Genomic DNA, 14,308 nt, shown 5'->3' with positions numbered 1-14,308 from the left:
AAGAATCAGGTGTCGGTGCCAAGTGCAAGTTCAGTCGCGCCATCCATCTTGTAGATGTCATCGCGGAACTGCACTACGCCGTCGCCAGTAGACCAGGCGGTGATATAGACGAAGTGAAGTGGAACGGGATCAGCAAGCTGGATGGGTGTGTTGATGCCCGACTTGATTGTGCTTTCGATGTTCTGGCGATCCCAGCCAGCTGTGTTCTTCAACAACCATACGTCGAGATCACGCACGTTCTGGACGCGGACGCAGCCGGAGGAGTCGAAGCGCATGAGCTTGTTGAAATAGCTCTTCTGCGGCGTGTCGTGCATATAGACGGCATACTGGTTGTGGAAGTTGATCTTTGTCGAGGACATGGCGTTGATCTTGCCCGGATCCTGACGAAACATCAGCTTCACCGCATCGTCCGTATTCCAGTCCACACTTTCCGGCGCAACTTCCTGACCAGACTGGTCGTAAAGGCGAATTTTGTTCTTCGTTAGATATTGCGGGTCCTTCCGCATCAGCGGAATGATGTCTTTCTGGATGATCGACTTCGGCGCGGTCCAGTAAGGGTTAAGAATGACCTCGTGGATTTTCGAATTGAGGATCGGCGTCTGACGGTCGATCTTGCCGACAACTGCCGTATGACGCTGAACGACGCTCCCGCCTTCAACTGCCTCAATACGAGCGGCCGGGATGTTGACCATCACGAAACGCTGTTCCTGCATGCCCTGATTGGCCAAAGGAGAAAGGCGTTGCAGATTGGTTTGAAGCTGTCCGAGGCGTGTGTTGGCATCCACATTGATGGCCGCATAGGTAAACTGCCCCATGACGCCGTCGGCAGGCAGACCATGACGGGACTGGAAGCGCTTCACGGCGGCATCGACATAAGTGTCGAAAGAGCTGGAAAGCCCCGCTTCCTGCGGCAGGTCACCAGAGATCATGAGGCGCTTGCGCAGTGCCTGCACGGACGGATCGGTAACCCCGATCTGGAGCTTTGCATTACCGGGAACCTTCGGCCAGCCGCCGCGACCGGCAATGTCGGTATATTGCGCGATAGCTGTCTGGAGATAGCCGACCGTCTGCGCGCTCAAAACCGGCTGGTTGGTCGCGATCCGCTGGCCACCCGTCGCGCGGGCATCGAACTGATCAGCCCAGTTGCCGCGCCGCGACGACGCGATAACGTCAGTCAGAGCTTGTTGAGCGTAAGCAGAAGAAACCATGGCGGAGGCAGCCACGGAAAGGCCGGCGGTCGCCGCACCGCGCAGAAAACTGCGGCGATCTACTTTGAAAGCATCGGCTGGTCTGTCGGTCTTGGTCATTTTGCTTAGTCCCAAAAGGCTAACCGCTTGCGCGGGATATTCCCAGAGAATATCAGCAATAGGCCAATAACGCGACATGCGGATTGCAAGCAATGCAAAGCTGCTCGCTTATCCGAAATTCGATTTCGAGCCTATTCCTGAGTGAAGGTGGCACAGTATAGCCCACGCCACTCCAAAACGCTTATGTCGTTTTTTATGGCTTAATCATGTCGCATGGCCGGAATTTCAAGCCATGCGCCTTACGATTGGGAGTTCCGCCGCACCTTATTCTTTCCAATGGCACTCCGTTGTGACAGTTCTGCAACAAAGCATTCAGTCAGCAGCACTCAATTTATTTAGAGCCGATATGCGATGCTGTCATTCCAGAAGCGATCAAGACGCTGCAGCGACTTGTTCATCGCAGTGAATTCTTCAACCTGAATGCCGCCGACCTGTTCGATCGATGAGATATGACGCTCGTAAAGCGAAGCCACCTGATCGGCAATCGCATTACCCTTGTCCGTCAGGCTGACACGTACCGAACGACGATCGACGCGCGAACGCTGATGATGGATAAAGCCCATTTCGACCAGCTTCTTCAGATTGTAAGAAACGTTGGAGCCGAGATAGTAACCGCGCGAGCGCAACTCACCGGCAGTAAGTTCAGAATTGCCAATGTTGAAGAGCAAAAGCGCCTGCGTCGCATTAATGTCGGTCTGGCCGTTGCGGTCGAACTCATCCTTCACGACGTCGAGCAGGCGGCGATGCAGGCGTTCGACCAACTGGAGAGCTTCCAGATAAAGCGAACGAAGTGCGGTTTCCGGTGTCGTGAGCGGAGTGGATATTTCCGTCTTGCGCTGTGCGTTGATCATTTCTTTTGCCTCTCTGTCGGAGTCGCATTCCATGAATGCCGTGATGCAACTCTCTGTCCTGTTATATGCGGTGCTTGTTTCTCACCGTGTCTTGAGAGGAATTTACGGGAGATGCATAAAATTCGACTTAAAAGTCAGCCTTAACAGTAACTTACCGGAGAGATTGATTATTCAGGCTTAATGTTTGCTTACTCTGCGCCATTTGCCGAGCTTAACGCGGAAACGCCATTCCAGCCTCAAAGTGCCGGTTTTCCGGGCGCTCGCAAAGTCGCCACATTAAACTTTCGTCATTTGAGAAGAGCCTCGATAGCGGCTAGATAAGACTCATCAACAATCCATTGGAGGGACCATGGCGCTTCGTCTTGCACAGTATCTTGTGGTCGGCGGGCTGTTAAGCTTTACCGGTTTCACAAGTTTTGCTCACGCGGAACCAGCGACCGCGGCTCCGCGGATGACGATGTATAAAGATCCCTATTGCGGCTGCTGCGAGGGCTGGGCTGAACACATGAAAGCCGCTGGCTTTGATGTGACGGTGAAGGTCGAGCAAGCGGTGGACACCGTAAAGGCAAAATATGGCGTCGACGGCAATCTGGCCTCTTGCCACACGGCAGTCGTAGATGGCTATGTCATTGAGGGGCATGTACCCGCCAGTGCAGTGAAGCGACTACTGGCGGAGCGTCCACAGGCAACGGGACTGACCGCGCCCGGCATGCCGATGGGGTCGCCAGGTATGGAAATGCCAGGCAGCAAGGCTGATACCTATGATGTCCTGCTTTTCAACGGCCAGATGACGAAGCCCTTTGCCCGCTATGAAGGGACACAAGCGCTCTAGAAGCCAAGGGCAGAACCTATACCGACAGGCTCGCACGGGCCTGCCGTCTCTTCTCGAAGAAGAGTACAATACGAAAAGCGATAAAAATAACGATGCAAACCGCGTTGAAGCCCACGGTCAGCGGCTTGTACTCGAAATGTCGCGAAAAAACAGAATAGATAGCGATTTCGCCGAGTGCTGCCACAAACCAGAGCACGGGCCCCCATGGTGCACGCATCCACAGCCCCGACGCGGCAACGGGCATCAGCACCGCCAGAGCCACAACTGCCGTCTGCCATGGCCAAGGCATGAGATCGAAACGCCAAAGAAGTCCTGGATGAATGCCTATCAGCCTGATCCAATAGAAAACACCACTGGCCAGCGCCACAAGAGCCAGTATCCGAACGAACCATGTGAAGGTCCACTCGGTTCCGCTCGGCTGAGAGTGCTGGCGCAACTCGTTCATATGCATCAGCCAATCCTCATCACAAGGCCAGTTCCTTGCCGCCCAGATTTGCAAAATAGGCATTAACCTGTTCAGGCTGCACTTCATCGAGCGTTGCAGGTTTCCATGCTGGCGCACCGTCCTTGTCTATAAGCAATGCGCGAACGCCCTCATAGAAATCGTGCGCTTCCAACATGCGGTTGGCGATACGATACTCCATGCGCATGCAACCATCGAGATCGAGCGGGCGGCCATCGGCAATCTGACGGAAAGCCACCGCGACACTGGTCGGCGAGCGGGTAGCGATAACCTTCAGGATGTCCATCGCAGCCTTGCTACCCGATTCGGCTTCTTTTTCGAGCACCGCCATGCAATCGCCAAGCGTTGCGCCTGAAAAGCATTCAGCGATGAGCTTGCGCATTTCGATTGACGTCTCAAAATCCGGATACTGGCTGCGGGTCATCAGTGTCGCGTCAATATCAGCGGTTGCGATAATATCTTCCCGCAAATCATGCAGATCGCTTGCGGCTACGGCATGTGTTGCAATTCCACTCTGCAGGCAGTCGCCCCAGCGGATGCGGTTGCCGGTCAGCGCCAGATAATAACCGAAATTGTCATGCAGATGTGGCAGGAAAGCGCTACCGCCCACATCCGGGAAGAAGCCGATTCCTGTTTCCGGCATGGCAAACATGGTGTTTTCCGTCACGATGCGGTGCGAACCATGAACAGATATTCCGGCACCGCCGCCCATGATGATCCCGTTGATCAGCGAGACATAGGGTTTTGGAAAACGGCCAATACGTGCATTGAGCCGATATTCGTCACGGAAGAACTCGTAGGCAGGCGTTCCGGCCTGACCGGCTTTATAGGCGGCAACCACATCGCCGCCTGCACAAAATGCGCGGCCATCGCCCTCCAGAATCACGCAGGCCACTTCGGGGTCGTCTTCCCAGGTCTGCAACGCGCGGTCGAGCGCCAGAATCATCTTATGCGTGAGGGCGTTGAGCGCTTCCGTCCGCGTAAGCTTCACAAGCCCCGCTTTTCCCTTGCGTTCAAAGCTGATTTCGCTGCCACCGCCGAAGTCAATCTGCATGTCGTGTCTCCCGTTCCATCAATGGGTAGAAAGTGAGACGCCCCGCGTCAATCCTGCACAGGTCAATGTCCTTGGTTTCATCACTTTTCCCATGATAAACGGTGCGCATCCGATATCAGCCTTGAGATTTCACATTCCAAGGCATCAATTCTCGGGAAGAGCTCCATGACCGACCGTCAGTCCAAATATCTGCCCGCCAATATCAGCCAGCATGTCAATGATGTCACCGGCAGCAGACGACTGCGCCGTATGCGCAAGGCCGGCTGGTCACGCAGGCTGGTGCAGGAGACCCGTCTGACGGTTGACGATCTCATCTTGCCGTTCTTCCTCACCTATGGGACGGGTGTGGCAGAACCTGTAGAAGCAATGCCTGGTGTCGAACGCTATTCGGTCGATATGGCTGTTCGCATCGCGGAAAAAGCCGCCAAACTTGGCATTCCTGCCATTGCTCCATTTCCCCGCGAAAAGCTGGAAGTGAAGACCGAGGACGGTGCTTTTGTTGCAAGCCCAGACAATCTGATCAACCGCGCGGTACGCGCAATCAAAAAGGAAGTACCGGAAATCGGCATCATCACCGATGCGGCGCTCGATCCTTTCACCACACACGGTCATGACGGCATCCTGAGGAATGGCGAGATCGTCAATGACGAATCGGTCGCCATGGTAGTGCGTGGTGCACTTTCGCAGGCTGAAGCCGGAGCGGATATCATAGCGCCCTCCGATATGATGGACGGTCGCGTCGGAGCTGTGCGTCAGGCACTAGACGAACATGGGTTCTGCCACCTGCCGATCATGTCCTACGCCACCAAGTTCGCCTCGGCCTTCTATGGCCCTTACCGTGATGCCATTGGCACGCAGGGCCTGCTAAAAGGCGACAAGAAGACCTATTATCTCGATCCGGCCAATCTAGAGGAAGCCGTTCGCGAGGCAGAACAGGATATTGCCGAAGGAGCGGACATGCTGATGGTCAAACCGGGACTGCCCTATCTCGATATCGTCCATCGCCTGAAGAGCGAGTTCCGCCTGCCCACCTATGCCTATCAGGTGTCGGGCGAGTATGCGATGATCAAGGCCGCGGGCATCAACGGCTGGATCGACGAAGAAAAGGTGATGATGGAAAGCCTTCTGGCGTTCAAGCGCGCTGGTTGTGACGGAATTCTGACTTATTTCGCAATCGAAGTGGCTGAAAAGCTCAGACAGCAGGGTTAAAAGGCAATTCTGGCTCATAGGAAATCTTCAAGTTTCCTTGAAACCGCCGGTTTTGGTTCCCATGTTGATGACTGTTCCGCCAAGGTGGCGGGGCAGCGCCCGTTGTCACAAGCCCCCGGACGCTTCCTTGGAAACGACTGGAAGGAAAAATGTCCGACCAAATTCTGCAAGGCGAAGTCATGGGTCCGCGTTATGAAAGCCGCGCATTCTTTGAAGGCGTTCGCACGCGCCGCATTCTAGCTTTTCTTATTGATTACCTCATTGTCTTTCTGCTGTGCATCCCGGCAGCAATCGTCATTGCAATCCTCGGCATCATTACGCTGAGTCTTGGCTGGATGCTCTATGGCATCATGTTTCCGATGGTTGCGCTGTTTTACATCGCGCGAACACTAGGCGGCCCGCAGCAGGCCACCAAGGGCATGCAGTTGATGAACATCAAGCTCGTCCGGCTTGAAGGCGGCACAGTCGATTCCATGCTCGCAGTCGTTCATACGGTGCTGTTCTGGGGTCTCAATGTGGTGCTGACGCCTTTGATCCTGCTTGCCTCACTTGTCCTTGACCGCAAGCGCACGGTGCACGACCTTCTGCTTGGGACGGCTGTGATCCGTTCGGATCGATAACCTCATAGGTCAAAAAAATTCAGAGCCGGCAGCACAAAATGCCTATTGACGTTTTGTGCTGCCGGCTCAATCCTTAGAGACAGTATCGTGATGGTTTCGGTATTGCCATTTCGTGGATATTGAATGACCCATCAACCGCAACAGTCTCCGCAGTTCTTTCTGACAGCACCGTCGCCCTGTCCGTATCTTGAGGGCCAGATGGAGCGCAAAGTATTTACGCATCTGGTCGGAGACAAAGCGAACGAGATCAATGATCTTCTGACCCAAGGCGGTTTCCGCCGTTCCCAGAATATTGCCTATCGCCCGGCCTGCGAATTGTGCAGGGCTTGCATATCCGTTCGCATCCTTGCCGGGGAGTTCAAGATGACGCGCAACATGCGCCGCGTCTGGACACAGAACAATGACTTGATCGGACGTGTGCACAGCGCACAGCCCAGCACCGAGCAATATGCGCTTTTCCGCGACTATCTTGATGCACGCCACCGCTCCGGCGGCATGTCGGACATGACCGTCCTCGACTATGCGATGATGATCGAGGATACGCATGTGAACACGCAGATCATCGAATATCGCAAGCGCGGCCCGGAAAGTTTCATCGATCCGAAAGGTGATGGCGAGCTTATTGCTGTGGCTCTGACCGACGTGATGGCCGACGGTCTCTCAATGGTCTATTCGTTCTTCTCACCGCACATGCACGAGCGCTCACTTGGCACCTATATGATCCTCGATCACATCAAGCGTGCGCACGCCGCCGGTCTGCCCCATGTCTATCTCGGATATTGGGTCGAGGGATCACGCAAGATGCAGTACAAAATCCGCTTTACCCCGCAGGAGCATCTCGGCCCCCGCGGCTGGAAGCGATTTGAGGGCTAGACACGAAAAGGCGGCAAAACCGCCTCTATAATGTGCAAGCCAATCTAGAATTTACCCGAACGCGGAAAACCCTTCGGCACCAGACGGCCCGCAGAGGCGCGGGCGCCGACCCATTCGACCAGCTCTTCCTTGCTGCGATTGAAGGTGCGATCCGCCGAATCCTGCCAGGAAAGCCCCTCGGCAATTGCAAAGGTGCGGACGTCGGACACACCACCGTCCTTATATTTTTGCAGGCGCACGCCTTTACCGCGGTTCATTTCTGGAATGTCCGAAAGCGGGAAAACCACCATTTTGCGATTCTCGCCGACGACGGCGATGTGATCGCCGGAAACACGCTGGCAGAGCTTTGCCTCATCCGGTGCCTTGACGTTCATCACCTGCTTGCCTTTGCGGGTGTTGGCGACCGCCTCGTTCTCGGGAACGATAAAGCCATTACCTTCGTGGCTGACGAGCAGCAGTTTCGCAGATGGGTCGTGCACAAAGGCCGTCAGAATATCCTGATCGTTCTCCATATCAACAAGGATGCGGATCGGTTCGCCATGGCCGCGGCCTCCTGGAAGCGTGTTTGCGCCAATGGTGAAGAACTTGCCGCCCGTCGTGAAGAACAGAAGCTTGTCGGTCGTCTCGGCATGGAAAGCGAGCTTGAGCTTGTCACCCTCCTTGAAGGCGAGCGTGGAGAAGTCGGCCAAATGCCCCTTCATCGCGCGCAGCCAGCCCTTTTCCGACACCACGATGGTGACGGGTTCACGCTCGATCATCGCCTGATGAATATCTTCCAGGTCATGGGTCGGTGCATCAGCAAAGGTCGTACGACGTGCGCCAAGCTTGGTCTTCGGACCAAACTTTTCCCGCACCGCCTTGATTTCGGCGCTGATCTTCTTCCATTGGCGTGTACCTGAAGCGAGCAGGCCTTCGAGGTCTGTCTTCTCGACGGTAAGGTCATCAAATTCCTTGCGTATCTCGAATTCTTCGAGCTTGCGCAACGAACGCAGGCGCATATTAAGGATCGACTCGGCCTGAACGTCGGTCAGCTCGAACGTACGCATCAAGTCCTGTTTTGGCTCATCCTCTTCGCGGATGATGCGGATCACTTCATCCAGATTGAGATAGGCGATCAGGAAGCCGCCAAGAATTTCCAGGCGTCTTTCGATTTCCGCAAGACGGAATTGCGAACGGCGCACAAGCACTTCCTTGCGATGGTCCAGCCATTCGCGCAGAACACTGCCAAGCGACAGTACGTTCGGCACTTTGCCATGCGAAAGCACGTTCATGTTCAGCGAAACACGGCTTTCCAGCTCGGTCAGCTTGAAAAGCGATTCCATCAGCAGTTCAGGATCAACCGTCCTGTTCTTCGGCTCCAGAACGATACGTATGTCTTCCGCCGACTCGTCGCGAACGTCGTCAAGCAATGGCAGCTTCTTTGCCAGCAACAGTTCTGCGATCTTTTCAATGAGGCGCGATTTCTGGACCTGATACGGAATTTCGGTGACGACGATCACCCAGGTGCCGCGATTGCCCTCTTCCTTCTCCCAGCGGGCTCGAACGCGAAATGCGCCACGGCCCGTGCGATAGGCTTCAAGGATATTGCCATGCTCTTCGACAAGGATGCCACCGGTTGGAAAATCCGGGCCACGCACCTTGCACTTCAGAAGAGCAGACGGATCTGTCTCGGCTTCGCGCTTCAGTTCTTCCCATTGTTCCGGCGAGGTAACAAGTTCCTCCACCGGCGCGTCGGGATGATTGATGAGATAGAGCGCCGACGAGCAAAGCTCCGCCACATTATGCGGCGGAATATTGGTCGCCATGCCAACCGCGATGCCCGCCGAACCGTTAGCCAGCAGGTTCGGGAAAGCGCCTGGAAGAACGATTGGTTCCTCGTCCTCCTCATTATAGGTCGGACGGAAATCGATGGCGTTTTCGTTGATGCCTTCCAGCAGCAGCGTCGCCACCTCTGTCATGCGCGCTTCGGTGTAACGCATGGCAGCCGCATTGTCGCCATCGATATTGCCGAAATTGCCCTGCCCGTCGACGAGCGGATAACGCACCGCAAAATCCTGCGCCAGACGCACCAGCGCATCGTAGATGGACGCATCGCCGTGCGGGTGGAATTTACCCATCACGTCACCGACGATCCGGGCGCATTTTGCATAAGCCTGATCAGGATTGAGACGCAGCAGACGCATGGCGTGCATGATGCGGCGATGCACCGGCTTCAAGCCGTCACGTACGTCCGGCAGCGCACGATGCATGATCGTCGACAGCGCATATGCGAGGTAACGTTCTTCGAGAGCCGACTTGAGGTCGACCCGCTCGATGTGTTCTTCGCCGTCATCCGGCGGAATCAGACTTTTTCCCATGCCTCTCAGTACCAACTGCGCGATTCGCCAGCAAGACTTCAGGAGAACCAATCCAGTACATTAGTGTGCAATAGTCGCAATCCTGCCGCCATTTGTGTTCTATAGAGCTATCGGGAGCACATTTCCCCGGCTGCAATCGCAGGCTGAGGAAATCATGTTGTTATTGCGGGTGATTTCCGCCTATGAATGCCGCGCTATATTAGAGATTAGGCAGGAGCTTCGAATGCAGGTTTTCGTCAACATCAAGCCAGCGGTGCGTGTTTTGGCTGCCGGTACAGCGCTTTCGCTGATTTTGGGCAGCGCCGCTATGGCAGCAGACGCCAATGCAGTCGCCGAGCGAATCAAGACACTTTATGCGAAACAGGGCGGCGAGCTGAACTTCGCCAATGTTCAGGCGAATGGCTCCGACATCGTGCTTCAGGGCACCACGATCAAGCTTCCAACGGTCGGTGAAAAAGAGACTGCCCTTGGCGATGTGACGCTTCAGAACGTTCAGGATGAACCGGATGGCGGCTACAACATCGAACAGATCACCGTTCCCGATCTCGCCTTCGCCGGTCAAAGTGACAAGAACGACAAGGCCGAAATCAAGGGTCTTGCCATGCAGAACGTGCGTATTCCGTCGGCAACCGCCAAAGGCCCGCTCGACAGCATGGTCATGTATGACAAGCTGAAGATTGATGAAATCCAGTTTGGCACGCCCGGTACGGACGGCGCTACGGTGAAGGGTTTCGATCTGTCGCTCGATACCTCGAACAAGGCCGAGAAGATCGGCTACGTCTGGACTATTGCCGATATTGACGCGACTTTTGAAAAGGGTGGCAAAAACCCGCTTGCGCCGCTCGACATGAATACACTCAACGGTTCGCTGAATTCCAAGGGCAGCTGGTCGCCATCGTCCGGCGATACTTCTTTGGACCAGCTTGAACTTCAGGCAAAAGAACTCGGCAAGATCAACATCACCGGCAGCCTCGGCGGCTATGATCTGGCTTTCCTCGAAGCGGTCCAGAAGACACAGGAAAACATGAGCAAGGCTGACGCCGACAAGGACGCTGCCGGTCTTGCAATTCTCGGGCTTGCAGAACAGCTAAACCTCAAGAGCCTGTCAATCCGTTTCGACAACGAAACCCTGACCCAGAAGCTTCTCGACTATTACGGCAAGCAGCAGGGCGCCGATGGCAAGCAGCTTGGCGAGCAGATGAAGATGATGGTTCCGCTGATGGCGACCCAACTCAAAAACCCTGAGTTCGTCCAGCAGCTCAAAGCCGCGTCCGACAAGTTCTTCGACGATCCGAAATCGCTGACCATCAGCGCATCCCCGGACCAGCCGGTGACCTTCGCATCTATCGTCGCAACCGCATCTCTGGACCCAACGAAGATCATTCAGCTTCTGAAGGTCAGCGTCGACGCCAATAACTAAAATGAAGAAGCCCGGCGACTTCCTCGCCGGGCTTTTCTTCGCCTAGTAAAAACCCGGCTCAAGGCCGGGTTTTTGCTTTTCATAAAGATCGCTTAGCTCTTTTGTACGGGAGCCAGACGAATATGCAGATCGCGCAATTGCGCGGGCGACACCTCCGAAGGGGCATTCATCAGAAGATCGAGCGCCTGCTGGTTCATCGGGAAAAGCGAGATTTCGCGCAGATTCTTCGCACCGACCAGCAGCATGATGACGCGGTCGATACCGGCAGCCATCCCGCCATGCGGAGGCGCGCCATATTGGAACGCACGATAGAGACCACCGAAACGCTCTTCCACGTCCTGCTGGCTGAGACCAACCTTTTCAAAAGCCTTGACCATGACGTCCGGCAACTGGTTACGGATCGAACCGGAAGCAATTTCAAAGCCGTTGCAGACGAGATCGTACTGGTAAGCCTTGATCGCAAGCGGATCCTGGTTTTCCAGCGCGTCCATACCGCCCTGCGGCATGGAGAACGGGTTGTGTGCGAAGTCGAGCTTCTTGTTGTCTTCATCCCATTCGTAGAACGGGAAATCGATGATCCAGGCCAGTTCAAAACGGTCACGATCAACGAGGTTCAGTTCTTCACCAGCGCGGGTGCGGGCATCGCCTGCAAACTTGTAGAACTTGGACGGCAGACCAGCCACGAAGAAACAGGCATCGCCATCACCGAGACCAAGCTGCTCGCGCAGCGCTTCTGTGCGTTCTTCACCGATGTTCTTGGCAATCGGGCCAGCGCCTTCAAGCTTGTCGCCTTCCTTGCGCCAGAAGATATAGCCGAGACCCGGCTGGCCTTCGCTCTGCGCCCAGGAATTCATACGGTCGCAGAATGCGCGCGAACCACCGGTCTTGGCCGGAATTGCCCAGACCTCGACCTTTGGATCGTTGGCGATCATGTTTGCGAAGACCTTGAAGCCCGAACCGGCGAAATGATCGGTCACGGCCTGCATTTCAATCGGGTTGCGCAAATCCGGCTTGTCGGAACCGTAAGTGCGGATCGCATCGTCATAGGCGATGCGGCGGAACTTCTGCGTCACCGGCTTGCCTTCGGCAAATTCTTCAAAGATGCCGCGCATGACTGGTTCCATCGTTTCCCAGACTTCTTCCTGGGTCACAAAACTCATTTCAAGGTCGAGCTGGTAGAACTCGCCCGGCAGACGATCTGCACGCGGATCTTCGTCGCGGAAGCAAGGCGCGATTTGGAAATAGCGATCGAAACCAGCAACCATCAGAAGCTGCTTGTACTGCTGCGGTGCCTGCGGTAGCGCGTAGAACTTGCCCTCATGAATACGGCTCGGCACGAGGAAGTCGCGCGCGCCTTCCGGCGAGGAAGCCGTCAGGATCGGTGTGGTAAACTCATTGAAACCGATCTCGGTCATGCGGCGACGCATCGCGGCAATGATCTTGGTGCGGCTCATGATATTCTTGTGCAGAGTTTCACGGCGCAGGTCGAGGAAGCGATACTTCAGGCGGATATCTTCTGGATAATCCGGTTCGCCGAAAACCGGCAGCGGCAATTCCTTGGCGGCTGCAAGCACTTCGATTTCGGTTGCGAAGATTTCGACTTCGCCGGTCGGCAGGTTGGCGTTGACCGCATCGTCTGCGCGGGCTTTCACTTCACCGTCGACACGAATAACCCACTCACCGCGAACGGTTTCGGCAACCTTGAAGGCGGGCGAATCGGGGTCGGCCACGATCTGGGTAATGCCGTAATGATCGCGGAGATCGATGAAGAGAATGCCGCCATGGTCACGGACGCGGTGAACCCAGCCGGACAGACGGACGTTCGAACCGACGTCCGTTTTGCGAAGGGCTGCGCAGGTATGGCTGCGGTAACGGTGCATGATTTCTGCCTTTTGGAATAGGATAAGTCAGTGCAGGCAAAGCGCTGCAAATTCTGGCGGAAAAGCGCATTTTGACCGGGTTTTGTCAAGTCTGCACTGTATGCAAGCGTCAAGGTTCGGGCAGCTTGACGCAACGTATCGACAAAAAACACGATTTGCACTTGTTATGCAGCGGGTTTTGCGCATTCTTCGCGACAATCCCCATTGCTTTGTCTAAAAGAAAATTATGCAACTCATCACGACCACCGAGGCCCTTGAAGAGGCCGTATCCGCCCTGTCCAAGTCCGATTTCGTTACGGTCGATACGGAATTCATCCGCGAAACGACCTTCTGGCCGGAATTGTGCCTTATCCAGATGGCCTCGCCAGATCACACGGCGCTGGTGGACGCCCTTGCGCCCGGCCTGGATCTCGCGCCGTTCTTCCGTCTGATGGCCGACGAGAAGGTCGTGAAGGTTTTCCACGCCGCACGGCAGGACATCGAAATTGTATTCCACCTCGGCAACCTCATCCCTTCACCTGTTTTTGACAGTCAGGTTGCGGCAATGGTTTGCGGGTTCGGTGATGCCATTTCCTATGACCAGCTTGTACAGAAGGTAACCGGGAAGCACATCGACAAGTCATCCCGGTTCACCGACTGGCGCCGTCGTCCGCTTTCCGACAAGCAGCTGGACTATGCGCTGGCAGATGTCACCTATCTGCGCGACATTTACCTCTATTTGAAGGAAGAACTTCAGAAGGAAGGCCGCAGCGAATGGGTGAATGAGGAAATAGCAGTGCTGACTTCCCGCGAAACCTACGACCTGCATCCAGACGATGCATGGCGGCGGGTCAAGGCGCGTGTGCGCAAGCCGCTGGAACTGGCAATCGTGCAGGCCGTTGCCGCCTGGCGCGAACGCGAAGCACGCGAGCGCAATGTGCCGCGCGGGCGTATCATCAAGGACGACACCATCGCAGAAATCGCTCAGCAGCAGCCACGCGATGCCGAAGCGCTGGGTCGCCTACGCTCGATCCCGAAAGGATGGGAGCGTTCGGCGCAGGCTGCGGGGCTTGTCGCAGCGATCCAGTCCGCGCTTGAAATCCCCAAGGAAGATTTGCCAAAATTGCCCAAGCCCTCGCATTCGCCCGAAGGCAGCGCCGCCGCCGCGGATATTCTCAAGGTGCTTCTGAAGCTCGTGACGGAAGAGTATGGCGTCGCAGCGAAGATTGTTGCCAACTCGGACGACATCGACAAAATCGCGGCAGAAGGCGACAAGGCCAATGTGCCTGCTCTGCATGGTTGGCGTCGCGAGGTTTTCGGTCAGAAAGCCCTTGACCTCATCGACGGCAAGATGGTCATCAAGTTCGAGAACCGGCGGATCAAGGCGGTTGAGTTAGAACAATAAGGCAGTATGCTTAGCGCGAGCGTGAACATATAGCCTTAACAGTCCGCCCACCGACTGC

General features: G+C 55.6%; 12 protein-coding genes. 6 read left to right on the top strand and 6 right to left on the bottom strand.

What is annotated here, in order from left to right; translation table 11 throughout:
- Window positions 1-5: 5 nt before the first annotated feature.
- Complete coding sequence (locus tag FJQ48_RS13920; RefSeq protein ID WP_139975608.1) at window positions 6-1,307, bottom strand: murein L,D-transpeptidase; 1,302 nt, start codon at window positions 1,305-1,307, stop codon at window positions 6-8.
- A 335-nt stretch (window positions 1,308-1,642) separates the two neighbouring features.
- Window positions 1,643-2,158, bottom strand: coding sequence for a MarR family winged helix-turn-helix transcriptional regulator (locus FJQ48_RS13910; protein ID WP_139975607.1), 516 nt, complete (start codon window positions 2,156-2,158; stop codon window positions 1,643-1,645).
- A gap of 349 nt (window positions 2,159-2,507) precedes the next feature.
- On the opposite strand from FJQ48_RS13910, the gene FJQ48_RS13905 reads away from it, so the two are divergent.
- On the top strand, window positions 2,508-2,990 hold the full coding sequence (locus FJQ48_RS13905; protein ID WP_139975606.1) for a DUF411 domain-containing protein: 483 nt from the start codon (window positions 2,508-2,510) through the stop codon (window positions 2,988-2,990).
- Window positions 2,991-3,006: 16 nt separating this feature from the next.
- Here the strand turns inward: FJQ48_RS13905 and FJQ48_RS13900 are convergent, their stop codons facing one another.
- Both FJQ48_RS13900 and FJQ48_RS13895 read right to left on the bottom strand, forming a co-directional pair.
- On the bottom strand, window positions 3,007-3,441 hold the full coding sequence (locus FJQ48_RS13900) for a DUF6163 family protein (RefSeq protein WP_139975605.1): 435 nt from the start codon (window positions 3,439-3,441) through the stop codon (window positions 3,007-3,009).
- A 13-nt stretch (window positions 3,442-3,454) separates the two neighbouring features.
- Complete coding sequence (locus FJQ48_RS13895; protein WP_139975604.1) at window positions 3,455-4,507, bottom strand: enoyl-CoA hydratase/isomerase family protein; 1,053 nt, start codon at window positions 4,505-4,507, stop codon at window positions 3,455-3,457.
- A 165-nt stretch (window positions 4,508-4,672) separates the two neighbouring features.
- On the opposite strand from FJQ48_RS13895, the gene hemB reads away from it, so the two are divergent.
- The 3 genes from hemB to FJQ48_RS13880 all read left to right on the top strand — a co-directional run bounded on the left by hemB (window position 4,673) and on the right by FJQ48_RS13880 (window position 7,209).
- Window positions 4,673-5,716 (top strand): porphobilinogen synthase, encoded by a 1,044-nt coding sequence (gene hemB, locus FJQ48_RS13890; RefSeq protein WP_139975603.1) that lies wholly within the window; start codon window positions 4,673-4,675, stop codon window positions 5,714-5,716.
- A gap of 149 nt (window positions 5,717-5,865) precedes the next feature.
- Window positions 5,866-6,336: an RDD family protein gene (locus FJQ48_RS13885; protein ID WP_139975602.1), complete on the top strand. Its 471-nt coding sequence runs from the start codon at window positions 5,866-5,868 to the stop codon at window positions 6,334-6,336.
- 123 nt (window positions 6,337-6,459) lie between these two features.
- The gene (locus FJQ48_RS13880) at window positions 6,460-7,209 is read left to right on the top strand and encodes an arginyltransferase (RefSeq protein WP_139975601.1); all 750 of its coding nucleotides are present in this window, start codon (window positions 6,460-6,462) and stop codon (window positions 7,207-7,209) included.
- Between the two features lie 44 nt (window positions 7,210-7,253).
- On the opposite strand, the gene FJQ48_RS13875 is transcribed toward FJQ48_RS13880, so the two are convergent.
- Window positions 7,254-9,566, bottom strand: coding sequence for a DNA topoisomerase IV subunit A (locus tag FJQ48_RS13875; protein ID WP_139975600.1), 2,313 nt, complete (start codon window positions 9,564-9,566; stop codon window positions 7,254-7,256).
- A gap of 223 nt (window positions 9,567-9,789) precedes the next feature.
- Between FJQ48_RS13875 and FJQ48_RS13870 the strand changes: the two genes are divergently transcribed.
- A complete protein-coding gene (locus FJQ48_RS13870) occupies window positions 9,790-10,986 on the top strand; it encodes a hypothetical protein (protein ID WP_139975599.1) in 1,197 nt (398 codons plus the stop codon).
- A gap of 92 nt (window positions 10,987-11,078) precedes the next feature.
- On the opposite strand, the gene aspS is transcribed toward FJQ48_RS13870, so the two are convergent.
- Window positions 11,079-12,866, bottom strand: coding sequence for an aspartate--tRNA ligase (aspS, locus tag FJQ48_RS13865; RefSeq protein ID WP_139975598.1), 1,788 nt, complete (start codon window positions 12,864-12,866; stop codon window positions 11,079-11,081).
- A gap of 226 nt (window positions 12,867-13,092) precedes the next feature.
- On the opposite strand from aspS, the gene rnd reads away from it, so the two are divergent.
- Complete coding sequence (rnd, locus tag FJQ48_RS13860; RefSeq protein ID WP_139975597.1) at window positions 13,093-14,250, top strand: ribonuclease D; 1,158 nt, start codon at window positions 13,093-13,095, stop codon at window positions 14,248-14,250.
- Window positions 14,251-14,308: the final 58 nt, after the last annotated feature.

The organism is Ochrobactrum sp. CGA5 (genome assembly GCF_006345815.1).
Lineage (GTDB): Bacteria > Pseudomonadota > Alphaproteobacteria > Rhizobiales > Rhizobiaceae > Brucella.
This window is presented reverse-complemented; position numbering and strand designations above follow the sequence as displayed.